General features: G+C 34.6%; 23 protein-coding genes. 9 read left to right on the top strand and 14 right to left on the bottom strand.

Annotated elements, in window-relative coordinates; translation table 11 throughout:
* The first annotated feature begins 105 nt into the window (after positions 1–105).
* Positions 106–552 carry a YHS domain-containing (seleno)protein gene (locus ACGLWY_RS10710; protein ID WP_396619660.1) on the top strand — a complete coding sequence of 149 codons (447 nt, stop codon included), beginning with the start codon at positions 106–108 and terminating at the stop codon, positions 550–552.
* A 130-nt stretch (positions 553–682) separates the two neighbouring features.
* Here ACGLWY_RS10710 and tyrS read toward each other — a convergent pair whose 3' ends face one another.
* A complete protein-coding gene (gene tyrS, locus ACGLWY_RS10705) occupies positions 683–1,978 on the bottom strand; it encodes a tyrosine--tRNA ligase (protein WP_396619659.1) in 1,296 nt (431 codons plus the stop codon).
* A gap of 141 nt (positions 1,979–2,119) precedes the next feature.
* Between tyrS and ACGLWY_RS10700 the strand changes: the two genes are divergently transcribed.
* Positions 2,120–3,127, top strand: a complete 1,008-nt coding sequence (locus tag ACGLWY_RS10700; RefSeq protein WP_396619658.1) for an NAD-dependent epimerase/dehydratase family protein — start codon at positions 2,120–2,122, stop codon at positions 3,125–3,127.
* On the opposite strand, the gene ACGLWY_RS10695 is transcribed toward ACGLWY_RS10700, so the two are convergent.
* The 3 genes from ACGLWY_RS10695 to ACGLWY_RS10685 all read right to left on the bottom strand — a co-directional run bounded on the left by ACGLWY_RS10695 (position 3,087) and on the right by ACGLWY_RS10685 (position 5,787).
* Positions 3,087–3,620, bottom strand: coding sequence for a DUF4296 domain-containing protein (locus ACGLWY_RS10695; RefSeq protein ID WP_396619657.1), 534 nt, complete (start codon positions 3,618–3,620; stop codon positions 3,087–3,089). The genes ACGLWY_RS10700 and ACGLWY_RS10695 overlap by 41 nt on opposite strands.
* Positions 3,617–4,966, bottom strand: a complete 1,350-nt coding sequence (locus tag ACGLWY_RS10690) for a dihydroorotase (RefSeq protein WP_396619656.1) — start codon at positions 4,964–4,966, stop codon at positions 3,617–3,619. The genes ACGLWY_RS10695 and ACGLWY_RS10690 overlap by 4 nt, the downstream gene beginning before the upstream one ends.
* A 98-nt stretch (positions 4,967–5,064) precedes the next feature.
* Complete coding sequence (locus ACGLWY_RS10685) at positions 5,065–5,787, bottom strand: polyprenol monophosphomannose synthase (protein ID WP_396619655.1); 723 nt, start codon at positions 5,785–5,787, stop codon at positions 5,065–5,067.
* A 342-nt stretch (positions 5,788–6,129) separates the two neighbouring features.
* On the opposite strand from ACGLWY_RS10685, the gene ACGLWY_RS10680 reads away from it, so the two are divergent.
* Both ACGLWY_RS10680 and ACGLWY_RS10675 read left to right on the top strand, forming a co-directional pair.
* Positions 6,130–6,777: a DUF4271 domain-containing protein gene (locus tag ACGLWY_RS10680; protein ID WP_396619654.1), complete on the top strand. Its 648-nt coding sequence runs from the start codon at positions 6,130–6,132 to the stop codon at positions 6,775–6,777.
* A gap of 21 nt (positions 6,778–6,798) precedes the next feature.
* Positions 6,799–7,548 (top strand): uroporphyrinogen-III synthase, encoded by a 750-nt coding sequence (locus ACGLWY_RS10675; RefSeq protein WP_117173269.1) that lies wholly within the window; start codon positions 6,799–6,801, stop codon positions 7,546–7,548.
* A 71-nt stretch (positions 7,549–7,619) separates the two neighbouring features.
* Here ACGLWY_RS10675 and pckA read toward each other — a convergent pair whose 3' ends face one another.
* On the bottom strand, positions 7,620–9,236 hold the full coding sequence (pckA, locus tag ACGLWY_RS10670; RefSeq protein ID WP_396619653.1) for a phosphoenolpyruvate carboxykinase (ATP): 1,617 nt from the start codon (positions 9,234–9,236) through the stop codon (positions 7,620–7,622).
* A 61-nt stretch (positions 9,237–9,297) separates the two neighbouring features.
* Positions 9,298–9,684: a DUF423 domain-containing protein gene (locus ACGLWY_RS10665; RefSeq protein WP_396619652.1), complete on the bottom strand. Its 387-nt coding sequence runs from the start codon at positions 9,682–9,684 to the stop codon at positions 9,298–9,300.
* Between the two features lie 75 nt (positions 9,685–9,759).
* On the opposite strand from ACGLWY_RS10665, the gene ACGLWY_RS10660 reads away from it, so the two are divergent.
* From ACGLWY_RS10660 to ACGLWY_RS10650, 3 genes are all read left to right on the top strand, one after another.
* Positions 9,760–11,124: a saccharopine dehydrogenase family protein gene (locus ACGLWY_RS10660; protein WP_396619651.1), complete on the top strand. Its 1,365-nt coding sequence runs from the start codon at positions 9,760–9,762 to the stop codon at positions 11,122–11,124.
* Positions 11,125–11,300: 176 nt separating this feature from the next.
* Entirely contained in the window at positions 11,301–11,777 is a 477-nt protein-coding gene (locus tag ACGLWY_RS10655) for an Lrp/AsnC ligand binding domain-containing protein (protein ID WP_396619650.1), read from the top strand.
* Between the two features lie 93 nt (positions 11,778–11,870).
* Complete coding sequence (locus tag ACGLWY_RS10650; RefSeq protein WP_396619649.1) at positions 11,871–12,413, top strand: DUF3575 domain-containing protein; 543 nt, start codon at positions 11,871–11,873, stop codon at positions 12,411–12,413.
* Positions 12,414–12,488: 75 nt separating this feature from the next.
* Here ACGLWY_RS10650 and ACGLWY_RS10645 read toward each other — a convergent pair whose 3' ends face one another.
* A complete protein-coding gene (locus tag ACGLWY_RS10645; RefSeq protein WP_396619648.1) occupies positions 12,489–14,030 on the bottom strand; it encodes a glycine--tRNA ligase in 1,542 nt (513 codons plus the stop codon).
* Between the two features lie 211 nt (positions 14,031–14,241).
* Here ACGLWY_RS10645 and ACGLWY_RS10640 point away from each other — a divergent pair, with 211 nt between their 5' ends.
* Both ACGLWY_RS10640 and ACGLWY_RS10635 read left to right on the top strand, forming a co-directional pair.
* Positions 14,242–14,922 (top strand): ComF family protein, encoded by a 681-nt coding sequence (locus ACGLWY_RS10640; RefSeq protein ID WP_396619647.1) that lies wholly within the window; start codon positions 14,242–14,244, stop codon positions 14,920–14,922.
* 58 nt (positions 14,923–14,980) lie between these two features.
* Positions 14,981–16,585 carry an Ig-like domain-containing protein gene (locus tag ACGLWY_RS10635; protein WP_396619646.1) on the top strand — a complete coding sequence of 535 codons (1,605 nt, stop codon included), beginning with the start codon at positions 14,981–14,983 and terminating at the stop codon, positions 16,583–16,585.
* On the opposite strand, the gene ACGLWY_RS10630 is transcribed toward ACGLWY_RS10635, so the two are convergent.
* The 7 genes from ACGLWY_RS10630 to ACGLWY_RS10600 all read right to left on the bottom strand — a co-directional run bounded on the left by ACGLWY_RS10630 (position 16,572) and on the right by ACGLWY_RS10600 (position 24,543).
* Positions 16,572–17,351, bottom strand: a complete 780-nt coding sequence (locus tag ACGLWY_RS10630; RefSeq protein ID WP_396619645.1) for an amidohydrolase — start codon at positions 17,349–17,351, stop codon at positions 16,572–16,574. The two genes, ACGLWY_RS10635 and ACGLWY_RS10630, sit on opposite strands and share 14 nt — an antisense overlap.
* 71 nt (positions 17,352–17,422) lie before the next feature.
* Positions 17,423–18,571 (bottom strand): methionine aminotransferase, encoded by a 1,149-nt coding sequence (locus ACGLWY_RS10625; RefSeq protein WP_396619644.1) that lies wholly within the window; start codon positions 18,569–18,571, stop codon positions 17,423–17,425.
* Between the two features lie 175 nt (positions 18,572–18,746).
* Positions 18,747–20,516: a DNA mismatch repair protein MutS gene (locus ACGLWY_RS10620; RefSeq protein WP_396619643.1), complete on the bottom strand. Its 1,770-nt coding sequence runs from the start codon at positions 20,514–20,516 to the stop codon at positions 18,747–18,749.
* Positions 20,517–20,715: 199 nt separating this feature from the next.
* A complete protein-coding gene (locus ACGLWY_RS10615; protein WP_396619642.1) occupies positions 20,716–21,420 on the bottom strand; it encodes a Bax inhibitor-1 family protein in 705 nt (234 codons plus the stop codon).
* A gap of 403 nt (positions 21,421–21,823) precedes the next feature.
* Complete coding sequence (locus ACGLWY_RS10610) at positions 21,824–22,522, bottom strand: zinc metallopeptidase (RefSeq protein ID WP_396619641.1); 699 nt, start codon at positions 22,520–22,522, stop codon at positions 21,824–21,826.
* Between the two features lie 360 nt (positions 22,523–22,882).
* Complete coding sequence (ald, locus tag ACGLWY_RS10605) at positions 22,883–23,983, bottom strand: alanine dehydrogenase (RefSeq protein ID WP_396619640.1); 1,101 nt, start codon at positions 23,981–23,983, stop codon at positions 22,883–22,885.
* Between the two features lie 299 nt (positions 23,984–24,282).
* The gene (locus ACGLWY_RS10600) at positions 24,283–24,543 is read right to left on the bottom strand and encodes a SemiSWEET family sugar transporter (protein WP_117173295.1); all 261 of its coding nucleotides are present in this window, start codon (positions 24,541–24,543) and stop codon (positions 24,283–24,285) included.
* Positions 24,544–24,611: the final 68 nt, after the last annotated feature.

Genomic DNA, 24,611 nt, shown 5'->3' with positions numbered 1-24,611 from the left:
AAGTAAATATAAACATATGAAACACCTATCAGAAAAAGCTTTACGCCAAGGATGATTATTAAGGGTGTTCCATATGACCAAACTAAAACAATAAATTTAGAATAGATGAAAAGTCTAATCACTATATTTTTACTTTATGCATCCATATGCTCTTCCCAAACAATTGACTATAATACTAAAAAAGGATTTGCCGTAAATGGTTACGATATCGTTGCTTATTTTAACAATCAAGCGATGGAAGGCAACAAAAATATCGTTACTGAATTTGATGGCATAAATTATAAATTTATTTCTAAAGAAAACCTAAATACATTTAAGAGAAACCCTAAAAAATACCTGCCACAATATGGAGGTTATTGCGCTTATGCCATTGGTTCTAAAGGAGAAAAAGTAAATATAAACCCCGAAACTTTTGAAATAAAAGACGGCAAACTCTACTTGTTTTATAACGCTTGGGGCACAAATACCTTAGAATTATGGAGAAATGAAAACACCGAAGAATTAAGAAAAAAAGCTAATAAAGCGTGGGAGCAAATAAAATTTAAAAAATAATCTATTTGTTATGTAAACTTAAACAGCCTATTACGACTAACATACAAACTATTAAAAAGAATAATTAATTTTTATAGTTTGGTTGGTTAGTGGCGAAAAGCCAGATTTCTCAATCTGGCTTTTCGTTTTTTTATACAATTCTCAAAATAAAATAGTTCTTTTTACCACGTTGTAGCAATACGAATTTATCATTTATTAAGTCTTTTGAAGTAATGCTATAATCCTCCTTTACTTTTTCTTTATTTACCGAAATGGAATTTTCTTTTAAAGCACGACGCACCTCGCCGTTAGATTTTAAAAATCCACCTTTTTCGGCTAAAGCAGCTATAATATCTAACCCAGCTTCAATATCTGCGTGAGCTATTTCAGTTAAAGGAACACCATCAAACACATCTAGAAACGTTTGCTCATTAAGCTTTTTTAAATCATCGCCCGTTGAGTTCCCAAAAAGAATTTCACTGGCTTTAATGGCATTCTCTAAATCGTCCTTAGAATGTACCATCGTTGTTATTTCTTCTGCTAAACGCTTTTGTAACACACGCAAATGTGGCGCTTCTTTGTGTTCTTCAATTAAACCTTTTATTTCTTGTTCTGTTAGAAACGTAAATATCTTAATGTATTTTTCGGCATCTTCATCACTAGAATTTAACCAATATTGGTAGAATTTATAAGGCGACGTTCTGTTAGCATCCAACCACACATTTCCTCCTTCAGATTTCCCAAATTTCGAACCATCGGATTTTGTAATTAACGGACAGGTAATTGCATAACCTTTTCCACCAGAAATACGTCTAATTAATTCCGTTCCTGTTGTAATATTCCCCCATTGGTCGCTACCACCCATTTGAATGGTGCAATCTTTTTCTTTGTATAAATGAAGAAAATCGTAACCTTGAACAAGTTGATAAGTGAATTCGGTGAAACTCATCCCTTCGGAAGCATCTGATGAAATTCTGTTTTTAACCGAATCTTTTGCCATCATATAATTTACAGTAATGTGCTTACCTACATCGCGAATAAACTCAAGGAAAGAAAAATTCTTCATCCAATCGTAATTATTCACCATAAATGCTGCATTGGCTTCATTGCTTTCAAAATCCAAAAAATGTGCTAATTGCTTTTTTATGGCTTCTTGGTTGTGCCTCAAGGTTTTTTCATCCAACAAATTACGTTCACTGGACTTCCCCGAAGGGTCACCAATCATACCTGTTGCACCACCCACCAAAGCGACTGGTTTATGCCCACAACGCTGGTAATGCGCCAGCAACATGATAGGCACAAGATTGCCAATATGTAAAGAATCCGCAGTAGGATCAAACCCCACATAAGCACTTCGCATACCTTCCATTAAATGCTCCTCTGCTCCTGGCATAACGGTATGAATCATACCTCTCCAAGTTAATTCTTCAACAAAATTTTTAATCATTATTTTTTAATTTTTATAAAACTATGGCAAAGATAAAAATCAATGTATAATTCTTTTGTTTTAAAGCTGAAAGTTTTAAAGTTTTGAAGAAACGACCACCAAAAACCATTGCCTACACCAAATATTCACTATTTTAGTCGCATGATTTTAGTAACAGGAAGCACAGGTTTGGTAGGTTCGCATTTGCTTTACAATCTTGTAAGTAATAACGAAAATGTTCGAGCTATTTATAGAAGCGAACGAAAACTAGAACAGGTTAAAAGTGTTTTTGCCACCTATACAAACAACTACGCATCGCTTTTTGAGGCTATTGAATGGGTACAGGCCGATATTTTAGATATTCCTGCATTAACCGAAGCATTTAAAGACGTTACTTATGTGTACCACTGCGCTGCTTTTGTGTCTTTTGAACCCGATAAATATCAACTTTTAAGAAAAACAAATATTGAAGGCACTGCCAATATTGTAAACTTTTGTATTTCAAATAATGTGAAAAAACTTTGCCATGTGAGCTCAATTGCCACATTAGGAAAAACGACTAATAATGAACCGATTACAGAAGAAACCATTTGGAACCCGGAAGACGATAACAACGTTTACGCCATTACAAAATACGGTGCCGAAATGGAAGTTTGGCGCGGTACACAAGAGGGTTTACATGCTGTAATTGTAAATCCTGGAGTCATTTTGGGCGCTGGTATTTGGCACTTTGGCACAGGCAGTTTGTTTAAAAAAGCACATAAAGGTTTAAAATATTACACATCTGGTACTATCGGACTTATTGCCGTTAACGATGTTGTGTCTATTATGACTCGTTTAATGAAAAATGACATTACAAACGAACGCTTTGTGTTGGTTGCTGAAAGCTGGACTTATAAACAGTTTTTGCAAACTTTGGCTCAATCGGTACAAACAAACCCTCCAAAGAAACTGGCGAGTGCTTTTTTATTAAATATAGGTTGGAAATTAGATTGGCTAAAACACAAATTAACTGGTAAAAGAAGACAATTAACAAAACACCTTTCTGGCTCTTTAATGTCTAAAACAAATTATAGCAGTGGTAAACTTAAAGCAGCTTTAAATTATAATTTTAAAGATATTAAAGAAACTATTTTTGAGGTTGGGGATTCTTATCTGAAACAGGGTTAATTAAAACACCAGCATCATCTTTAAGTTTCTTTTTCAATAAATCTTCGGTTAAAGAATCTTTTTTTATGGTCACATCTAAAGAATCTTTAACTTTCAAAGCATTTATAGAATCTTTTTCGCGTTTTTCCTGTTCCTTTTCTTCTTTTAATTTCTGTTCGTTTAAAACTTTTTTCAGCTTTTCCAAACTATCAGTCATAGTATTATAAATTTCTTCATAATCTTTGATATGGTATGCATAATATGCATTACTCAATGCAAATTGCAAACTATCTATACCATATTTTTCAAAAACATAGCTATCTAGCTTAATGCCATGTTCTTGCATTTTTTGCTTGTTGATGAAGGTAGCCGACCCTATTAGTCTAGCATCCATTAAAATGTTAGCCATGTTCTTTTTTGAAATCAAATTGCTTGGCTTTTTAGGTCCATCAAAACTATCACAAGCTATAACAAGCAACACAATGCTTAAATAAGGTAAAAATCGTTTTGTCATGATCTGTTAAAAGTTAATCTTTTTGCAGCTTTCACATCATTAAATTTAGAGTTTTGATATACCAAACTACCATTTACAAAGGTATGGGTAATTCTTGATCTAAACGTGGTGCCTTCAAATGGAGACCAACCACATTTATATAAAATATTTTCCTTTTTTACTGTCCATGGATTGTTCAAATCTACCAACACCAAATCGGCAAAATAGCCTTCTTTTATATACCCTCGCTTTTCAATCTGAAATAAAATGGCTGGGTTATGGCACATTTTCTCAACAATTTTCTCTATTGATATTTTACCTTTATGATGCATTTCCAACATAGCTGGTAAAGCGTGCTGCACCAATGGTCCACCCGAAGGTGCTTTAGTATAAACGTTTTTCTTTTCCTCTAAAGTATGTGGTGCATGGTCCGTTGCAATAACATCAATACGGTCATCTAGCAATGCTTCCCATAATTGCGTTCTGTCTTTCTCTGTTTTTACCGCAGGGTTCCACTTTATAAGTGTTCCTTTTTTATCATAATCTTTATCTGAAAACCATAAATGATGTATGCAAACTTCAGATGTAATCTTTTTGTCTTTTAATGGAATTTTGTTACTGAACAAACTCGTTTCTTTCCCTGTTGAAAGATGGAATACATGTAGTCTTGCCCCTGTTTTTTCGGCTAATTTAATAGCTTTCGAAGAGGATAAATAACATGCTTCTTCGCTTCGAATGATTGGATGGTATTTTACAGGAATATCCTCCCCAAATTTATCTAAATGCTCTTGAAAATTCTTTGTTACTGTAGCTTCATCTTCGCAATGTACCGAGATAAGCAGTTTAGTACTTTTAAAGATTTTCTCCAATACTTTAATATCGTCAACCAACATATTCCCTGTTGAAGATCCTAAAAATAATTTTAATCCCGCAACACTCTTGGCATCAACTTTTAAAACTTCATCCAAATTATCATTCGTTCCACCAAACATAAAAGAATAGTTTGCCGATGATGTTTTAGAAGCTATTTCAAATTTCTCTTCTAATTTTTCAATGGTTGTTGTTTGCGGATTGGTATTGGGCATTTCAATAAACGAGGTAATACCACCTGCAATAGCGGCTTTACTTTCGGTTTCAATAGTAGCCTTTTTTGTTAACCCAGGCTCTCTAAAATGCACTTGATCATCAATCGCTCCCGGCAACAAATATTTCCCTTCTGCATCAATAACAAACACATCCGAAGACTTGGCACTTATAGAATCGCTAACTTCTTTAATATATTCGCCTTCAATTAATATATCGCCATTAAAAATAGCTCCTTCATTTACAATGTGAGCGTTTTTAATAAGTATTTTATTTGGTTTCATCTGTTTATATTTTTGTTTTAACTTGGTCAGATGGAGCATCCTTTATAATCACCTTCGTGTATATGAATGTGGTTTTCATAGGCGTTTCATAATCCTATCTACTTTTTGAATAGACTTTTTAATTTCATGGAAATAACCCCAAAAATAGCTTCAGAGATTATCCCTGAACTTAATTTTGATTCTCCTAATGTTCTATCTGTAAAAATTACGGGGACTTCTGTTATTTTAAACCCTTTTAAATAGGCTTTAAATTTCATTTCAATTTGAAAAGCGTAACCCACAAATTTAATAGCTTCTAAATCGATAGTCTCCAAAACTTTACGTCTATAACACACAAACCCTGCTGTTGTGTCGTGTATTCTCATACCGGTAATAATACGCACATACCGAGATGCAAAATACGACATGAGCACCCGACTCATAGGCCAGTTAACCACATTAACGCCAGTAATATAGCGCGAACCAATTGCTAAATCGGCATCCCCAACGTGGCATGCATGATACAACTTCACCAAGTCTTTTGGATCATGTGAAAAATCGGCATCCATTTCAAAAATATATTGATAACTTTTTTTCAAGCTCCATTTAAACCCATGAATATAAGCTGTACCCAACCCAGATTTCAACTTTCTAACTTCTAAAAATAATCTATCAGGAAATTCTTTTTGGAGTTCCTTTACTTTTAAACCTGTTAAATCTGGCGAGTTATCATCAACAACAAGAACATGAATAGTATCCGATTGAGAAAATACCGCTTTTATTATAGCCTCAATATTCTCTATTTCATTGTATGTGGGAATGATAACAATCGTATCTGTCATTCTTTTATTTTAATGAAGATAATTTATTTTTTAGCAAATGTACATCATTAGCAGTTTATTTATTGAACTCGTTTGAACTTTTTTGATTGAAGCGAAAATGTAACCCTACGCCAGCTGGCTCGTTCGCTAAAATAACCCACTGGGTTATTTTTTAACGCTCCGTCCTGTACTCGGTTGAAGGTTTTTTTGAATTGCATAGCAGCGCTACGGAAGGAAAAAAGAACAAAAAGCGAGTGCGAAAGGACAATTTTTTAGCCAATTATAAAAAGTTTAAACGAGTTCATTCCAAATATTCCTTAATAATTAAACCATCTTCTAAAATATTTATAATAATTTTACACTATGCTTAGGGATATTATATCAAACGATTTCTTTACCATCATGCTTGTCGTGGGGATGGCTCTAATTGCCACCGCTAAGTTAACATCTCCCAAACGGTTTAATGATTTTATTTCAGTTTTAGGGAATTCAAAATATCTTAAAATTTATTCACGTGAACAAAAATTTTTCGATAAGTTCGATGCTTTACTATTTGCCAATCTTATAATCTCAGTATCTCTTTTTTGCTATATAAGCTTTAAATTTTTCACAAACACGAATACCATTTCGCCAGATACCATGTTTAAAATTTCTTTTGGTATTAGCGTGTTTATTTTAATAAAAGTGTTTATTGAACGCCTTATAGGCAGCCTTTTCGAAATCGATGCCATTATAGACCAATATCTTTTTCAAAAAATAAGTTATAAAAACTATTTAGGTCTTGTGCTTATACCTATTAATGCTCTATTACTGTTTAGTTTTAGGCCAACATTAACCTTTTTTTACGTAACTGTTATTTTATTGTTTATTGTAATCTTAATAGGGCTTGTTACTTCTTTTAAAGCACATCAAAGTTTGATAAAACACAATTTTTTTTATTTTATTTTATATCTTTGCGCACTTGAAATCGCTCCGTGTATCATTTTATACAAAGTAATCATTTCAAAATAGAAGAATTAACTACCTGCGCCTATGAAAGTGAAAACCATTTTAGTATCTCAACCAGAACCTAAAATTGACAACTCGCCTTACTTCGACTTAATTGAAAAACAAAAAGTAAAAATAGATTTTAGGCCTTTCATTCATGTTGAAGGTGTTTCTGCTAAAGAAATTAGACAACAAAAAGTGGACCTAAACAATTATACTGCTATAATTTTAACCAGTAGAAATGCTATTGACCACTTTTTTAGAGTAGCTGAAGAAATGCGATTTAAAGTGCCAGACACCATGAAATATTTTTGTCAGTCGGAAGCTGTTGCTTTTTATCTTCAAAAATATGTGGTGTACAGAAAACGTAAAATTTATGTTGGAAAACGTACTTTTTCTGAATTGTCGCCTTTAATTAAAAAATATAAAGACGAGAAGTTTTTAATGCCTAACACGGATAAAGTAAAGGATGAAGTACCAGATACTTTAAATGCCTTGGGAGTAGACTGGAAACAAGCTATTTTTTACAAAACCGTAATTAGCGACCTTTCTGATTTAGCTGATGTTTACTACGATATTTTAGTGTTCTTTAGTCCTTCTGGAATTGATTCTTTATTTCATAATTTTCCAGATTTTAAACAAAACGAAACCCGTATTGCCGTATTTGGGGATACAACCATTAAAGCTGTTGAAGAAAGAGGATTGCGTGTAGATATTGCTGCACCAACACCCGAAACACCTTCTATGACCATGGCTTTAGAAAAATATATTGAAAAAGTGAACAAAGCAAAATAGGCTTTTTTTAACCAAACAAAAAAGGGATGATTTTTAAAAATCATCCCTTTTTTGTTTTATTGAATTCCTCATTAAAAGGCGTAGCGCTGCGGACCACCACGTCTAATCTCTTCACTAGCAAAAGCCTCAAATTTTTTGAAATTTTCACGAAACGCATTGGTTAATTTAAAGGCAGTTGTATAGTATGCCTCATCATTGTTCCATGTCGTTCTTGGACTTAAAACACTGGTTGGAACACCTGGGCACTCTCTGGGTTGTGCCACTCCAAATACAGAATGTATGTGGTAATTATCATAATTATACAAGCCTAAATCGCCATTCAAAACCGCATTAATCATGGCGCGGGTATATTTTAATTTCATTCGGGTTCCAACCCCATAAGGACCACCTGTCCACCCCGTATTTACCAACCAGACATTTACACCGGAATCTATCATTTTCTGACTTAGCATTTCAGCATATTTTGTGGGATGCAACGGCATAAAAGGCGCACCAAAACAAGCCGAAAAATTAGGTGTTGGTTCTAAAACACCCGCCTCGGTTCCTGCTACTTTAGCGGTATAACCCGATATAAAATGATACGCCGCCTGACTTGGCGTTAATTTAGAAATTGGTGGTAATACCCCAAAAGCATCGGCTGTTAAAAAGAAGATATTTTTAGGATTCTTCCCTATTGAAGGCACTTGAATGTTCTCAATATGATTAATAGGATAACTAACACGGGTATTTTGTGTGATAGACGTGTCTTCAAATTTCACATGTCCATTGGCATCTAAAATCACATTTTCAAGAACCGCTCCTCTTCTTATGGCATCATAAATTTCCGGTTCGTTATCTCTTGAAAGATTTATAACTTTAGCATAGCAACCACCTTCAAAATTAAAGACCGTGTTTTCAGCAGTCCAACCATGTTCGTCATCACCAATTAAACTTCTATTGGGATCGGTAGAAAGGGTTGTTTTTCCGGTTCCTGATAAACCAAAGAAAATAGCAGTATCACCATCTTTCCCAACATTGGCACTACAATGCATCGGCAACGTGTTTTTATATACAGGAAGAATAAAATTCAATGCTGAAAAAATACCTTTTTTAATTTCCCCTGTGTAACCTGTACCGCCAATAAGCACTATTTTTTTAGTAAAGTTTAAAATAGCAAAATTATGCTGCCGGGTACCATCAACCTCGGGATCAGCCATAAATCCAGGTGCATTGACTACGGTCCATTCCGATTCAAAATTCTTTAATTCATCATCGGTCGGACGTAAAAACATATTGTATGCAAACTGATTACTCCAAGGGCATTCATTAATAACCCGAATATTCAATCTGTAATCGGCATCGGCACAAGCATAACAATCTCTAACAAAAACTTCTTTATTTGATAAATAATCGGCAACCTTATTATATAAAGCATCAAACTTTGCCGCATCAAACGGAATATTAATTTTGCCCCACCAAACACGGTCGCGGGTAATAGCGTCTTCAACAATAAATCGGTCATTTGGTGAACGCCCTGTAAATTCTCCTGTGTTTACCGCTAAAGCTCCAGAAGAGGTTTCCACTCCTTGACCTTTTTCAATAGCTATTTCATGAAGCCGTTCTGGGGATAATTGATATTTAATTTTTGCATTTTTTATTCCATATTTTTCCAACGAAACCGTCTTCGTAATCTGGTCATAGTTTGTCATAATACTAGTATAAATTATATATTATGCAAAATTAGTATATTATTTTTATATTTTTCTTATTTTAGTTTTTCATTTTTAAGAAATTAACAAATAAAAATATCCAAGACAGTATTAAAAGCAGTCCACCAACAGGTGTAATAAAACCTATTATTTTAAAATCGAAAGCGGTTAAAGCATTTGTGGCCAATCCATAAATAGACCCTGAAAATAGAATGACGCCTGTTATGGTTAGATAAAAGATGATTTTTTTAAATTTTTGTTGTACTGAGGAAAGACTTCCAATAAGTAACAGGAAAAAAGCATGGTATATTTGGTAGCGTACCCCAGTTTCAAAAGTTTGTTGCGCTTCTACAGAAACCAACTCTTTTAAACCGTGTGCGCCAAAAGCACCTAAAATAATGCCTGTTATTCCTAAAATAGAAGCTGTAATTAATAATGTCTTGTTCATAATGTATGTTGTTTTATTACAAATGCTATTGATTAACTAAATTAGCCGTTACAAAATTACTTAACAAATATCACTATGCGAAAGATTTTGGTTATTGGTTCTGGAAAATCCACTTCCTATCTGTTAAAATATTTATTGGATAAATCGGTTTCCGAAAATCTGTTTATCACCGTAGGTGACTTAAATATCGCTATAGCTGAAAAACTTATTGATAATCATCAAAATGCCAAAGCTATTTTATTGGATATTTTTAATGAAGCTTCAAGAAAAAATGCCATAAAAAATGCCGACATAGTCATTTCCATGCTACCAGCAAGTTTACATATTGAAGTTGCTAAAGACTGTATTTTATTTGGAAAAAATATGGTCACGGCGTCATATATCAGCCCCGAAATGCAAGCACTAGATGCTGATGTCAAAGCTAGGGGTCTGATTTTTATGAACGAAATTGGCGTAGACCCAGGTATAGACCACATGAGCGCTATGCAGGTTTTAGACCGTATTCGAGACAACGGCGGCAGCGTTATTTTATTCGAGTCATTTACAGGCGGATTGATTGCTCCTGAAAGCGATAACAATCTTTGGAATTATAAATTCACATGGAACCCCAGAAACGTGGTCATTGCAGGACAAGGTGGCGCTGCTAAATTTTTACAAGAAGGCACCTATAAATACATTCCATACCACCGCTTGTTTAGACGTACCGAGTTTTTAGATATTGATGGTTTTGGACGTTTCGAAGTATATGCCAATAGAGATTCACTTAAATACCAAAACGTTTATGGCTTAGATACTGTAAAAACATTATATAGAGGCACCATCAGGCGTGTTGGGTTTTGCAGAGCGTGGCATATTTTTGTAACTCTAGGAATGACGGATGACAGCTATACCATAGATGATAGTGAAAACATGAGCTATCGCGATTTTGTAAACGCCTTTTTACCTTACAGTCCTTCCGATTCGGTGGAACTCAAACTAAGGCATCAACTTAAAATTGACCAAGACGATATTGTTTGGGAAAAACTTATAGAACTCGATATTTTTAATGCTAAAAAGCCTGTGGGTTTAAAAAAAGCAACCCCGGCGCAAATACTTCAAAAGATATTAATGGATAGTTGGGCACTTGACCAAAATGACAAGGATATGATAGTGATGTATCATAAATTTGGCTACGAAAAAGATGGTAAAACACACCAAATTGATGCCAATATGGTAGTTCTTGGCGATGACCAAACCTATACTGCCATGGCAAAAACCGTAGGTTTACCTGTTGCCATTGCTACACTTGCCATTTTAAACGGAAAAATAAAAAACCCGGGAGTACAGATTCCAATTACTAAAGAAGTTTATGAACCTATTTTAAAGGAACTTAAAGATTTTGGCATTATATTTCAAGAAAAGCATGTACCTTATCTGGGTTACAACTCCCTAAATAATTAATATTTTAATATTTAGGCATTACCTATCAGAATCAACTGCGGGCTTCCCACTTCAATTGCGAAACATTCATGATTTTAAAATTCAATGAATGATAGTATGCATGAGTAATTGCTAACGCTATTTTAGTTTCAATTTAAAACTATATTAGTACATTTATGTTTTAAATTTCAACCTAAATGAAATCCAAAAACAAAATCATCACCATCACCATAGACGGTATCGACAAAAAAATACTTCGTGCCTTGACCCAAGATGCCCGAACACCCATTTTGGAAATTGCCCGAAACGTTGGTATTTCTGGGGCTGCCATCCATCAACGATTAAAAAAACTAGAAAAATCTAAATTACTTAATGGATCAAAATTTATAATAAACCCAAAGGTATTAGGTTATTCAACATTAGCTTTTATTGGTATTTATCTAGACAAAGCCATCAATAACGAAGATGTTGTTAGGGCTCTAAAACGCATTCCCGAAGTTTTAGAATGCCATTACACCACAGGCAACTATAATATATTCATTAAACTGCTTTCGCGCGATAATGCCCATTTGATGCAGTTGTTAAACAACGACATTCAAACTATTAATGGCGTTTTACGAACCGAATCGCTTATTTCTTTAGACCAACAAATTGATAGGCAAATTAGCATTTAAATAATATGTCTTTTATAATATGCATGTAAGATTTTGTATATATTTGAATGTTTATTGATACTTTCAATAAATCAATCTTAAAACAAACTTTTTATGAAAAAATCTTTATTGTTTCTGCTGATTACTTTCTTAGCATCTTCATCGATGTATTCACAACAGGAAACAGTTCAAAACAACACATCTCAAAATTTTAGCGAATTAAAGCTAAATGGTCTTTTCTTAATTTTAGGCGCTTTTGAAGCTACCTATGAAAGAACTTTAAACGAAGAATCTGGAATTGGAATTTCTGTATTTCTACCTTTTGACAATGATATTAGTGACGAAATTAAATATACTATCTCACCTTACTATCGTTTCTATTTTGGAGAAAAATATGCTGCCGGATTTTTTGTAGAAGGTTTTGGGTTATTAAATTCGACAAATCGAAACATTAATGTTATAGGGGGACAGTTAGGAGGAAGTGATGATTTTAGAACAGACTTTGCTTTAGGGTTTGCTATTGGAGGCAAGTGGATTACTAAAAGAGGTTTTAGTGTTGAATTATTTTCAGGAATTGGCAGAAACTTTTTTAATAACGATGACACTGATTATGAAATCATTGGTAAAGGTGGGATTAATCTTGGATATAGATTTTAGTATAACATAAAAGATAAAAACCCAAGCGCTGCTTGGGTTTTTATCTTAATTGGGATTCCTGCCTTCGCAGGAATGTTACATCTTCATTAACCAAGTACGCACATCTACTGCTTCCTTAATAATAGCTCTTAAGTCTTCAATTTTCACACGTTCTTGTGCCATGGAATCTCTGTGACGAATGGTAACTGTGTTATCTTTTAAAGTATCATGATCTACAGTAATACAAAATGGTGTTCCGTTGGCATCTTGTCTTCTGTAACGGCGACCAACAGCATCCTTTTCGTCGTAATCCACATTAAAATCCCATTTTAAATCATCTACAATCTGTTTGGCGATTTCTGGTAAACCATCTTTTTTAACCAATGGCAATACCGCCGCTTTTATAGGTGCTAATACTGCTGGTAATTTTAAAACGGTTCTTGTGGTGTTGTTATCCAATTCTTCTTCAACCAAAGAATTTGAAAACACTGCTAAAAACATACGGTCTAAACCAATGGATGTTTCCAAAACATAGGGTGTATAACTGGCATTATCTTCATGGTCAAAATACTGTAATTTTTTACCAGAGAATTTTTCATGCTGCGACAAATCAAAATCTGTACGCGAGTGAATACCTTCCAACTCTTTAAATCCGAATGGGAATTTAAACTCAATATCGGTTGCAGCATCTGCATAATGCGCTAATTTTTCATGGTCATGAAAACGGTAATTGTCCGTTCCCATACCTAAAGACAAATGCCATTTCATTCTGGTTTCTTTCCAGTGTTCAAACCATTCTTTTTGTGTGCCTGGTTTAATAAAAAACTGCATTTCCATTTGTTCAAACTCACGCATTCTAAAAATAAACTGTCTTGCTACAATTTCATTTCTAAACGCTTTACCTGTTTGTGCTATTCCAAAAGGAATTTTTAAACGGCTTGTTTTCTGAACATTTAAAAAGTTCACAAAAATACCTTGTGCCGTTTCGGGGCGCAAGTATAAATCCATGGCATTTTCAGCCGAAGCTCCTAATTTTGTTCCGAACATCAAATTAAACTGCTTAACATCGGTCCAGTTTCTGCTTCCCGTTAACGGATCGGCAATTTCCAACTCTTCAATGAGTGCTTTTACATCGGCTAAATCTTCATTTTCTAAAGATTTTGCCATACGTGAAAGCGTTGCATTTATTTTTTCTTGATATTCTACAACACGTATATTGGTGGTAATAAATTCTTTTTTATCAAAAGCATCACCAAAACGTTTGGCTGCTTTTTCAACTTCTTTATCAATTTTTGCTTCAATTTTAGCGCAATAGTCTTCAATGAGTACATCGGCTCTATAACGCTTTTTTGAATCTTTATTATCAATTAAAGGGTCGTTAAACGCGTCAACGTGCCCAGATGCTTTCCAAGTGGTTGGATGCATAAAAATGGCGGCGTCAATACCCACAATATTATCGTTCATCTGCACCATGGCTTTCCACCAGTAGTCGCGAATGTTTTTCTTTAGTTCTGCACCGTTTTGTGCGTAGTCGTAAACTGCACTTAATCCATCGTAGATTTCACTACTTTGAAACACGTAACCATACTCCTTTGCATGAGAGATTACTTTTTTAAATTGATCATCGTTATTTGCCATGGTGCAAAAATAAAAAACCGCACCAAACTAAATGCGTTCTTTGTTAAAAATTAAGTGTGAAATTGCTTATTTTTAAATGCGTTAGGGATTGAAGCATTTGTTTGAGCTCTTTTTGCGACGGAAGGAACAAAAAAGCGAGTGCGTAAAGCCCGACCACCTGCTCTGGGCGAAGTTGAAGGATGTGGTAACGCCCAAATAATTAGTAGTGTATATGATGCTTAAACCCTTAGTTGATTTATTATTCCCAAAAGTGTGCCACGCCTGCCTGAACTTGTTGCAAGATAACGAGAATACTATTTGTGTAGATTGCAGGCACGATTTGCCTGTAACCAATTTTCATTTTGATGATGACGATGCTATAAAAAAGGTGCTTTACGGACGGGCAAACATTGAAAATGGCACAGCACTTTTCAGGTTTGAAAAAAAGGGACTGGTACAACAACTTGTTCATGGATTAAAGTATAAAGGCTATGAAACTATTGGATATTCCTTAGGAAACTGGCTAGGAGGCGAATTAAAAACTTTAGATACTTATAAAACAGTTGACATGGTTATTCCTGTGCCTTTGCATAAAAAGAAACTTGCCAAACGAGGTTATAATCAGGTTACCAAATTTGGACAACAAATTGCAGAAGCTTTGGGTGCTGATTATGTAGACGATGTCCTTATAAAAATAACCAACACACAATCGCAAGTCTCAAAAAAGCAATTTGAAAGATGGAATAAAAATGATGCTTTTTTTGAGATAAAAAATAGTGAGCTTATTAACAACAAACACATTCTTTTGGTTGATGACATTATTACTACCGGTGCTACTTTAGAGGCTTGCATCAGTGTTTTAAACAAAGCCAAGAGCATAAAAATAAGTATCGCCACCATAGCAATAGCCTAAAGAGTTAGCCGTTATATCTTTAAAATTATGTAGGTTTGTACAAAATTTAAAATTGGTGATGAACAAAACCCTTTCAAGTTTTATTTTATTGATTTTTTTAGGCCTTGTTTTTGTAAACTGCGCCAATAGAGGAACACCCGATGGTGGTCCTAAAGACGACACACCACCTAAAATAGTGGAAGAGCTTCCTAAAAATTACAGCACTAATTTTAAGGGTAAAGTCATTAAGATTTATTTTGATGAGTATGTAAAGATTAAAGACGTACAAAAACAGCTCATTATTTCGCCGCCAATGACTACCCAACCCGAAATTACACCGCTTGGTGGCGCCAGCAAATACATAACCATTAAAATTTTTGATACCCTACAACCCAATACGACCTATGCGTTTAACTTTGGTAACAGTATTACCGACAATAACGAAGGGAATCCCTACCCGTATTATAGATATGTGTTTTCAACGGGTAGCTACATCGATTCGCTAAACGTAAAAGGTAATATTGTTGATGCTTTAAAAAGACAGCCCGAAACCTTTGTAAATGTGGCGCTTTATGAAGTAGATTCGACGTTTACCGATTCTATTGTCTATAAAGAAACACCTAAGTATATTACCAATACGTTAGATAGCGTTACCACGTTTTCTATTGAAAACATTAAAGCTGGAAAGTATATGCTCATGGCTTTAAAAGATGGCAACGGTGATAATAAGTTTCAACAAAAAACCGACCAAATAGCCTTTCACAAAAGCTTTATTACGGTGCCCACAGATTCCAGTTATACACTTAGGTTGTTTAAAGAATCTTTAAATTTAAAAGCAAGCAGACCCTTTCTGGCTGCAAGTGAAAAAATTGGATTTGGTTATGAAGGCGATAACAGCAAACTGAAAATTAAGTTAAAATCTGAAACACCCGAAGGTTTTGCCAGCAGGTTAACAAAAGATGAAAAGTCGGACACGCTGTATTATTGGTACAAACCAAAATTAGAAGTAGATTCTCTGATATTTAACATTTCGCATACTAATTTTGATAAAGATTACACCGTAAAAATCAGAAAACAGAAAAAAGATTCATTAATTATAAAAGGTAATTCTGGTGCTATTGGCTTAGATCAGCCTTTTAAAATTACAGGAAATATTCCATTTGTTCATTTTGACACCTCTAAAGTCAATCTTATAGATAAAGATTCAACAAAAATTGATTTCACTTCAGAATTTGATTCTATTAGCAATACTTACGTACTTAACTTTAAAAAAACATACGAAAACAGCTATAAAATGCTGGTCTTACCTGAAGCTTTTACCGATTTTTTCGACACTAAAAACGACACCTTAAACTTTAATTTAACTACACGAAAAGCATCCGATTTTGGCTTTGCACGTTTCACATTGGTAAACGCAAAATATCCATTGATTATTCAACTAACTACCGATAAAGGTGAAGTAAAAGCAGAAAGATATGTGACCAAACCCGAAACCATCGATTTTTTAGATCTACAACCAAGCACCTATTACATTAGAGTGATACATGATGCTAATGGCAATGGTAAATTCGATACGGGTAATTACCTTAAAAAAATACAGCCTGAACGGGTAAGCCATTTTAAGGAAATAGAAATACGTGCCGATTGGGGTTACCCTGAAACTTTGGAGTTTACTTCAGAGTAAATTCGTCTTTATCGGCTAAAAACTTAAGTTTATTACGGTAAAAATTAATGTGGCTGCGGTCTAACACAGCTACCTCAACCTGTTCCCTATTTGGTTTTATAGCAGTTATGGCATTGCCCAATACATCATACACTGCCGAGTTTCCGGAGTATTCGTTTTGCATTCCGTCTAAACCCACACGGTTTACGCCTACAACATAACTCATATTCTCAATAGCCCGTGCTTTTAACAGGGTATCCCAAGCAAAAATTCTTGGCTTGGGCCAGTTGGCAACATACAGCAATACATCATAATTTTCAATGTTTCTTGCCCAAACCGGGAATCGCAAATCGTAACAAACCAAAGGGCAAATTTTCCATCCTTTATAGTTTATAATTACTTTTTCCTTGCCGGCTGAATATACTTTATCCTCACCTGCAAGTGCAAAGGTATGTCTTTTATCATATGCTGTAATACTGCCCGATGGATCCACAAAAAGCAAGCGATTGTAATAGCTATTGTTTTCAGAAATAATAAGGCTTCCAACGATGGCTGCCCCTGTTTTTTGAGCTTGTTCTTGCATCCAAGTCACTGTTTTTCCATCCATGGTTTCGGCTACAGTTTCAACTTTCATGGTAAACCCTGTTGCAAACATTTCGGGGAGTACAATAACATCTACTGCTTTTAAAATACTTTCAATTTTCTCTGAAAAGTTTTTACGATTTTGTTTGGGATTTTCCCAAACCAAATCAGATTGTATTAAGGCTACTTTAAGTTGATCTTGCATATCATCCATTTATGTTAAAGCTTTCACGTTGTTTTTCAATATCTTCTTTGAATCCTTTATTTTCCAGCCACTCAATAAATTCCGTTTAAAATATCTGCTGCTTGTTTTAAAGTGTCATCTGTTTTCGCAAAACAAAAACGAAGCACTTTATTGTCTAAATTATTGCTATTAAAAACCGACAAAGGAATGGAAGCAACGCCCCATTCTACAGTTAGTCTTTTAGCAAAATCAACATCATATTCTTGGGTTATTCCCGAATAATCCAACACTTGAAAATACGTGCCTTTTGATGCTGTAAATTTAAACTTGGAATCTTTGATTAAATTTAAAAATAAATCCCGTTTCTTTTGATAAAAATCTGATAATTCTAAATAATGTTTTGGCTCCTGCATATAATCAGCAATGCCTTTTTGAGTAGGATGATGAATGCAAAACACAGTAAACTGATGCACTTTTAGAAATTCCTGCATCAATTCTTTGGGTGCACAACAATACCCAATACGCCAACCCGTGTTATGAAAGGTTTTACAAAAGGATGCCACCACAAAACTCCTCGTTTTTAAATCGGGAAACAAGCAGGCACTTTGGTGATTTTCGCCATCGTAAATCATATGCTCATAAACCTCATCACTTAACACCATGATATTGGTATCTCTGGTTAGATTTTCCAATTGAAGCATATCGTCTTTTGAAAACACAGATCCTGTTGGATTATGTGGCGAATTGATAATAATCATTTTTGTTTGACTATTAATCTTTGCCTTCACCTCATGCCAATTGACTTTAAAACCATTAGACGCTTGCAACTGTATGGGCACTACTTTTCCGCCATGCAACTCAACATTAGGTTCGTAACTATCGTAAGCTGGTTTAAAAATAATAACCTCGTCATTGGGTTTTATAAAAGTTGTAATGATAGTAAAAATAGCCTGCGTTGCCCCTGCGGTCACGACAATTTCGCTTTCAGGATGGTAACTTGTGTTATAAAGCAACTCGTATTTTTTAGCAATAGCTTCGCGAAGTTCTAAATTCCCAAGCATCGGTGCGTACTGGTTGTAACCAGAATTCATAGCATTACTAACCAAATCGATTAGTTTTTGGTCGCTTTTAAAATTTGGAAAACCCTGGGATAAATTAATAGCACCATGCTTAGTCGCCAAAGCGCTCATTACCGAAAAAATGGTAGTTCCAACATTTGGTAGTTTAGATGTATGTTGCATTGTTGTTGGATTTTGGGTTGTTAGGTGTTGGGTACGGGGTATTTGGTCATTGGTTGATGGTTGTTAGGTTTTGGGTTGTAGGTATTGGGTCATTAGTTGCTGGTTGTTTCTAAGTAGAATCTTCCGTCTTCCGTCTTCCATCTTCCGTCTTCTGCCTTCCGTCTCCCGTCAAAACCTACACAATATTCATTTTCTTCAACAAAAAAGAAGCATTCATATTTTTACAAACACCTGTTTTCAATGTATAATCAAAATGAAGTTCGTCGTTTATAATTTCAGCATCAAAATAATAATTTTTAACCTGATGAAACTCTTTTTCAATCTCGCACAAACTTAAATCATGCGTTGCAATAATTCCAGTGGCGTTTGAAGCTACCAATTTTTCAACAAATTTTCTGGAACCTATGGCTTTATCGGTACTGTTGGTGCCTTTTAAAATTTCATCTAGAACAATAAAATAAGACTCTTCCTGAATGGCATCAACAATATATTTTAAGCGGGTTAATTCTGAAAAGAAATATGAACTATCATCGGTTAAAGAATCGGTAGTACGCATGCTTGTAATGAGTTTCACAGGCGAATAGCTACTTGATTGTGCACAAACAGGCAAGCCAATATTTGCCATCACAATATGCAGAGATACGGTTCTTAAAAACGTACTTTTCCCAGCCATATTAGCACCCGTAACTATAAAAAACTGTTCATTTTCTATAGTTAAATTGCTGTCTACACGTTTGTTTTTATTTAATAAGGGATGCCCTAAATCTGTCGCTTTTATAACAGTCCCTTTTTCTTCAATATTCGGAAATACAAATTCAGGATGGTTAAACACAAAATTTCCTAAAGAATTATAAGCATCGAAAAACGATACCACTTCAAACCAATCGGTGACTTTATCGGCGTGATGTGAGATCCATTGTTCGATGTGATAGCTGTTTTTTATATCAGACAGAAAGAATCCATTTCCAAAAATGGCAGAGAGAAAATTATTTCGGTTGTCTAAAGCATCCAACGCCTTTGAAAGCTCTCTAAAAACATCAGAAGCTTTTTTCCCTTGCTGTTCGATTTGCTGCTGTTTTTCTTGTAATAATTCTGAAGAAAACGATTCCTTTTCAATTAAGTCCAAAAGCGAGGCGTATTGGCGAAAAGTTTCTTTGACCTTATCGGTATTAGCTGATAATACATTGATCTTTTTTACATAAATCCCTGAAATCCCTAAACCTACAAGCAACCAATATCCTATAAAAACAGCATCAATAACATCAAAAAGTCCTAAAGCAAAAACGAGTATTGAAATAAGCGTAAACCCCAAAGGGAACCATTTGAGTGTTTTTGGTATAAACGCCTGGTGATGGTGTAACCAATGTATAATTTGTTTTGCCGGTGTTTCAACAACCACCAAACGAGATGTTGCTGAATAAAACTGACGCCATTTCGGTTTCGAACTTAACTCTTTAATGGCCTCTTGACGCAAAACAATACCAGTAATATCATTTGCCTTCAAAGCATCGGCTAATTTTTGAGTCCCTTCATTTATAGTAGTTCTATTTATAAATTGAAAAAAAGAACCACGACCAAACAAATCGATATCCAAACTATAAAAGTGATGGGGATCTTGAAACTGCAAACCAGAATCCCTATGGTGAAAATCTCCCGAAGCAATTTCAATTTCGTCTTGATTAATCCTTACTAAAGCTTCCTTGAACTGCTTTTGTGATTTAATATCATTATACTTTGACAATAAGTACAGAAAAATAGCAATACCAACGATGCCTATAACCACTGCTACTTGCCAGTTTTTAAACCCAACATAGATACCAATGCCCGTGAATGCAAAAACCAAGAGGCGGTATACGCTTAGCATCGTCATCTGTCCATACAGTTTTTGCGCTTGTTTTTTATATGTTTTTAAATGCTTTTGATAATATGCTAGCGGATTGTTCATTATTGATTTTTATTGAAAAAGAAAAGAGGCTATCTAAAAAGTCTAGTTCTATGTCATATTGAGCTTGTCGAAATAGTTTAATTACTGGTAATCAATATCGGTTTCGACAAGCTCAACCTGACAAATTAAGTTTAAAGGACTTTTTAGATAGCCTCTTTATTTTATATTTTGAAGTGGTTTAAACTTTTTCTAATTGGCTTTAGTCTCTAGACATAAAAATACTAAGCACATACCAAAATAGCAGCATTAACGAAGCAAATAAGCCCAATGCCGCTGGAATGTATTCATCGTTTGAATATTTATTCACCAAATTTGATGTTTGGTACAAGATAGAACCTGCAGCCAATACACACATACCAACCGAGAACCAAAGTCCTAAATTAAAACCGAATAAGGTACCTGCTAAAATCAATCCAATGGCGATAAAAAATCCAACGGTTAAGCCCGCTTTTAAAAAGGAAAAATCTTTTTTAGTTACAAAAACAATTGCCGACAACCCTGTGAATAATGCTAAAGTCACTATGGCTGCTTGATTTAAGATTTCCGGACCCGATTCCATATAAAAGGCAGCAATGTAAATAAGCGGTACAAAAATGAAAGCTTCAGCCAGAATATAAACACCGTAAGCCAAATATTGTTTATTCTTATCGGGTGTTTTCAAGGTCATTCTTTCGGCATAATTGGTTATAAACATAAAACCGCCCAACATGATTAGCCAACGATAACCGTCTGTCATAGACAAGGCGAAACTCACAATAGCCTCACTTTGAAGCAATAAATATTCAAAAAGAACGAATACTAAAACACCAACAGCAACGTGCGAATAGGTTTTTTTATAAAAAGCAACTTTATCAACTTCTGAAAGTTCGCTTACCATTAATTTGTTTTCAACTAGGTTTTCCATAAATACTTTTAGTTAAGGTTTCCAAAATTAAAGATATAAAAAAAGAACAGAATTCTTAATTTAATGTAAGAATTCTGTTCTTCTCAATTATTTAATACCATTGTTGTCCGATAAAACTTTTAAAATTCCCTTCAGAGCCTGTTTAAATTTATATCAATTGTTTTTCTATGCCCCTTTTTGCGCCTAATTTCGTTGAAACCTCATCAAATGGCCCTGCCATTATCTTCGATTTCGCCTCATTTTGCATCAAAAATGACCTATAGAAGATCCCAATCATACAATTTTAAACAGGCTCTCAAACGCAGTGATAATGACTTTCTAAAAAGATTACTGATTTGTTGTCAATTTACGTACATCTTGTCTCGTCTCTTGTCTCTTGTCTATTTTCTATTTTCTTTTAATCCTAATCTCTAGACCCACCAAATACTTGAAGTCCCCAATATACTAACGAAGCCAAGGCGCCAATCGCAGCTACCAAATACGTTCTGGCTGCCCATTTAAGCGCATCTTCAGAGCCTGCATATTCTTGTTGGGACACCATGTTTTTACTTTTTAACCAAGCCAAGGCACGGTTACTGGCATCATATTCAACAGGCAATGTTATAAAACTAAATAAGGTGGCGAACCCCATCATTACCAAACCTGCAACCGCTATATAATAGCCAAGACCAACACCAGCTGCCGCTCCTAATATTAAACCACCAAGAACGACCCATTGCGACATCCCAGAGGTGACGCTAACCACAGGTACTAATGCCGAACGCATTTTCAACCACTCGTAAGCTTGTGCGTGCTGTACCGCATGTCCACATTCGTGAGCAGCAACAGCCGCAGCCGCAGCGTTGCGCTGGGTATAAACCGATTCACTTAAATTCACGGTTCTATTTTTTGGGTTGTAATGGTCTGTTAATTGTCCTGGTGTAGAAATAACCTCAACATTGGTAATACCGTGGTCTGCCAACATTTTTTTGGCTATTTCGGCACCACTCATACCATTACGCAATTGTACTTTAGAGTATTTATCAAACTTACGCTTCAACGTACTGCTTACCAACCAGCTTACCAATGCGATAGCTCCTAATAATATATAATATCCAATCATTGTTTTAAAATTTTAATTTTACTAAGAACTCATTTAAAGTTTTTCAATTTGCTAAAAAATTGCTGATCTCAGCTCTGTTTTTGCCTTTTTTTCCTTCCGTAGCACTGCTATGAAACTCAAAAAAGCCTTCAACAGAACTAAAACCCCCTAATTTTCGCTTAATTTCAAAAACTTTAAATAAGTTCTAATTAAATATAACAAAAATAACGCCAAATTAATGCGAATGATATTATGTCAGTATAAGGATTCATATGGATTTTTTCTATTTCCTAAAAATGACTAAAATGAGTTCAAAGCTAAAAACCCCAAGAAATAATCTTGAGGTTTAAAGTGATCTGTTTTTAAACTATTGAAAGTGATTTAAGCTTTTGCAAACTCTAAATCGAATGCTTCAGCTATTTCTTTATAAACAATCTCTCCTTTTACAATATTTAATCCTTTGGCTAAAGACGCACTGTTTTTACAGGCTTTCTTCCAACCTTCATTTGCCAATTTAATAACATAAGGCAAAGTGACATTGGTTAATGCTACAGTCGATGTATACGGAACAGCTCCAGGCATATTGGCAACACTGTAATGTACAACATCGTCAATTATATAAGTAGGATCTTGATGCGTTGTTGGTCTGGTCGTTTCAAAACATCCGCCTTGGTCTACCGCCACATCCACAATTACAGTCCCTGGACGCATGTCTTTTAACATGTCTTTGGTAATCAATTTTGGTGCTTTTGCGCCTTTTAATAACACACCACCAATAATTAAATCTGAATCCTTAATATGTTTTCTAATATTATATTCACTCGAAAATTCGCTAATCACATTATTAGGCATGGAGTCACTTACATAACGTAGAGCTTTCATGTTAATATCCATAATAATAACCAAAGCACCCAATCCTGCCGCCATTTTAGCCGCCTGATAGCCCACAACACCAGCACCTAGCACCAACACTTTTGCTGGGGGCACTCCTGGAACACCTCCTAATAAAATGCCGCGTCCTTTAATTGGTTTTTCTAAATATTTAGCGCCTTGTTGAATAGACATCCTACCTGCTACTTCAGACATAGGGATTAACAAAGGTAAGGTGCCATTTTCATCCTCAACTGTTTCATAAGCAATACAAACCGCTTTACTTTTAATCATGGCATTTGTAAGTTCCTCACTAGACGCAAAATGAAAATAGGTAAATACCACGTGATGTGGTTTTATCAAATCATACTCCTGCTCAATAGGCTCTTTAACCTTAACAATCATTTCTGCTGCTGCATAAACCTCTTCAATCGTATCAAGAATAGTGGCACCAGCTCCAACATAATCCTTATCAAAAAAACCACTTCCAAATCCGGCATTTTTCTGTACATAAACCGTATGATTTCTTTTGGTTAATTCAAACACACCCGAGGGTGTCATACCTACTCTGTTTTCATTATTTTTAATTTCTATTGGAACACCTATTTTCATATGTAAATATTTATTGTTTTTTAATGGTCATATGGTATCGCTTTATTTTCATTGGTGTTTGGGTTTACAAATCATGGCGATTTCATAGTATCATATTTTAAGTTAGTCAAAAACCTATGCAATATTAAAACAAACAATCGAAAAAAATTCAAAAAAGCTATTTTTGATGAATAATATTTAACAAATTTAACTTTTTTTTAGTAATTACATAAAACACATCAATTTAATAGGAAATATTAAGAGACTGTCTAACTCCGAAGAAAAAACAAAAAAGAAGACTAAAAAGAAGTTTACAGCAACTAATTTTTGCTGTATCTTATTTTAAAATAAACCAATAAAAATGCCGAAATAAGTGTTACGGCATTTGCCGAAACCATAGACGGACTTTGTTTATAAACGCCGTAAACCAGCCATAAAAAAACGCCAATAAAAAACATGATTAACATGGGTAAAGACAAACCTGAAACATCTTTGGTTTTCCATGTTTTATAAACTTGAGGTAAGAAGGCAGCCGTTGTTAAAATAGCTGCTGAAAAACCGATGATTTCTGTATCATTCATTCAAAGTGATTTTTTTTAGTTGAAACGCTAATCAATTGTCATGTCGACGATAGGAGACATCACATAAC

It is taken from the genome of Mariniflexile sp. HMF6888 (assembly GCF_044335535.1).
In the GTDB taxonomy this organism is placed as follows: domain Bacteria; phylum Bacteroidota; class Bacteroidia; order Flavobacteriales; family Flavobacteriaceae; genus Mariniflexile.
Note: the sequence above shows the minus strand (reverse complement) of the source record. Positions and strands in the feature narration are given on the sequence as shown.

Coding starts and splice junctions, on each gene's coding strand:
- ACGLWY_RS10630 (WP_396619645.1), bottom strand. CDS start 17,351: ATGCAAGATCAACTTAAAGTAGCCTTAATACAATCTGATTTGGTTTGG.
- ACGLWY_RS10640 (WP_396619647.1), top strand. CDS start 14,242: ATGATGCTTAAACCCTTAGTTGATTTATTATTCCCAAAAGTGTGCCAC.
- ACGLWY_RS10675 (WP_117173269.1), top strand. CDS start 6,799: ATGAAAGTGAAAACCATTTTAGTATCTCAACCAGAACCTAAAATTGAC.
- ACGLWY_RS10680 (WP_396619654.1), top strand. CDS start 6,130: ATGCTTAGGGATATTATATCAAACGATTTCTTTACCATCATGCTTGTC.
- ACGLWY_RS10710 (WP_396619660.1), top strand. CDS start 106: ATGAAAAGTCTAATCACTATATTTTTACTTTATGCATCCATATGCTCT.
- ACGLWY_RS10700 (WP_396619658.1), top strand. CDS start 2,120: ATGATTTTAGTAACAGGAAGCACAGGTTTGGTAGGTTCGCATTTGCTT.
- pckA (WP_396619653.1), bottom strand. CDS start 9,236: ATGACAAACTATGACCAGATTACGAAGACGGTTTCGTTGGAAAAATAT.
- ACGLWY_RS10655 (WP_396619650.1), top strand. CDS start 11,301: ATGAAATCCAAAAACAAAATCATCACCATCACCATAGACGGTATCGAC.
- ACGLWY_RS10695 (WP_396619657.1), bottom strand. CDS start 3,620: ATGACAAAACGATTTTTACCTTATTTAAGCATTGTGTTGCTTGTTATA.
- ACGLWY_RS10660 (WP_396619651.1), top strand. CDS start 9,760: ATGCGAAAGATTTTGGTTATTGGTTCTGGAAAATCCACTTCCTATCTG.
- tyrS (WP_396619659.1), bottom strand. CDS start 1,978: ATGATTAAAAATTTTGTTGAAGAATTAACTTGGAGAGGTATGATTCAT.
- ACGLWY_RS10615 (WP_396619642.1), bottom strand. CDS start 21,420: ATGGAAAACCTAGTTGAAAACAAATTAATGGTAAGCGAACTTTCAGAA.
- ACGLWY_RS10690 (WP_396619656.1), bottom strand. CDS start 4,966: ATGAAACCAAATAAAATACTTATTAAAAACGCTCACATTGTAAATGAA.
- ACGLWY_RS10635 (WP_396619646.1), top strand. CDS start 14,981: ATGAACAAAACCCTTTCAAGTTTTATTTTATTGATTTTTTTAGGCCTT.
- ACGLWY_RS10625 (WP_396619644.1), bottom strand. CDS start 18,571: ATGCAACATACATCTAAACTACCAAATGTTGGAACTACCATTTTTTCG.
- ald (WP_396619640.1), bottom strand. CDS start 23,983: ATGAAAATAGGTGTTCCAATAGAAATTAAAAATAATGAAAACAGAGTA.
- ACGLWY_RS10685 (WP_396619655.1), bottom strand. CDS start 5,787: ATGACAGATACGATTGTTATCATTCCCACATACAATGAAATAGAGAAT.
- ACGLWY_RS10650 (WP_396619649.1), top strand. CDS start 11,871: ATGAAAAAATCTTTATTGTTTCTGCTGATTACTTTCTTAGCATCTTCA.
- ACGLWY_RS10600 (WP_117173295.1), bottom strand. CDS start 24,543: ATGAATGATACAGAAATCATCGGTTTTTCAGCAGCTATTTTAACAACG.
- ACGLWY_RS10665 (WP_396619652.1), bottom strand. CDS start 9,684: ATGAACAAGACATTATTAATTACAGCTTCTATTTTAGGAATAACAGGC.
- ACGLWY_RS10620 (WP_396619643.1), bottom strand. CDS start 20,516: ATGAACAATCCGCTAGCATATTATCAAAAGCATTTAAAAACATATAAA.
- ACGLWY_RS10610 (WP_396619641.1), bottom strand. CDS start 22,522: ATGATTGGATATTATATATTATTAGGAGCTATCGCATTGGTAAGCTGG.
- ACGLWY_RS10645 (WP_396619648.1), bottom strand. CDS start 14,030: ATGGCAAATAACGATGATCAATTTAAAAAAGTAATCTCTCATGCAAAG.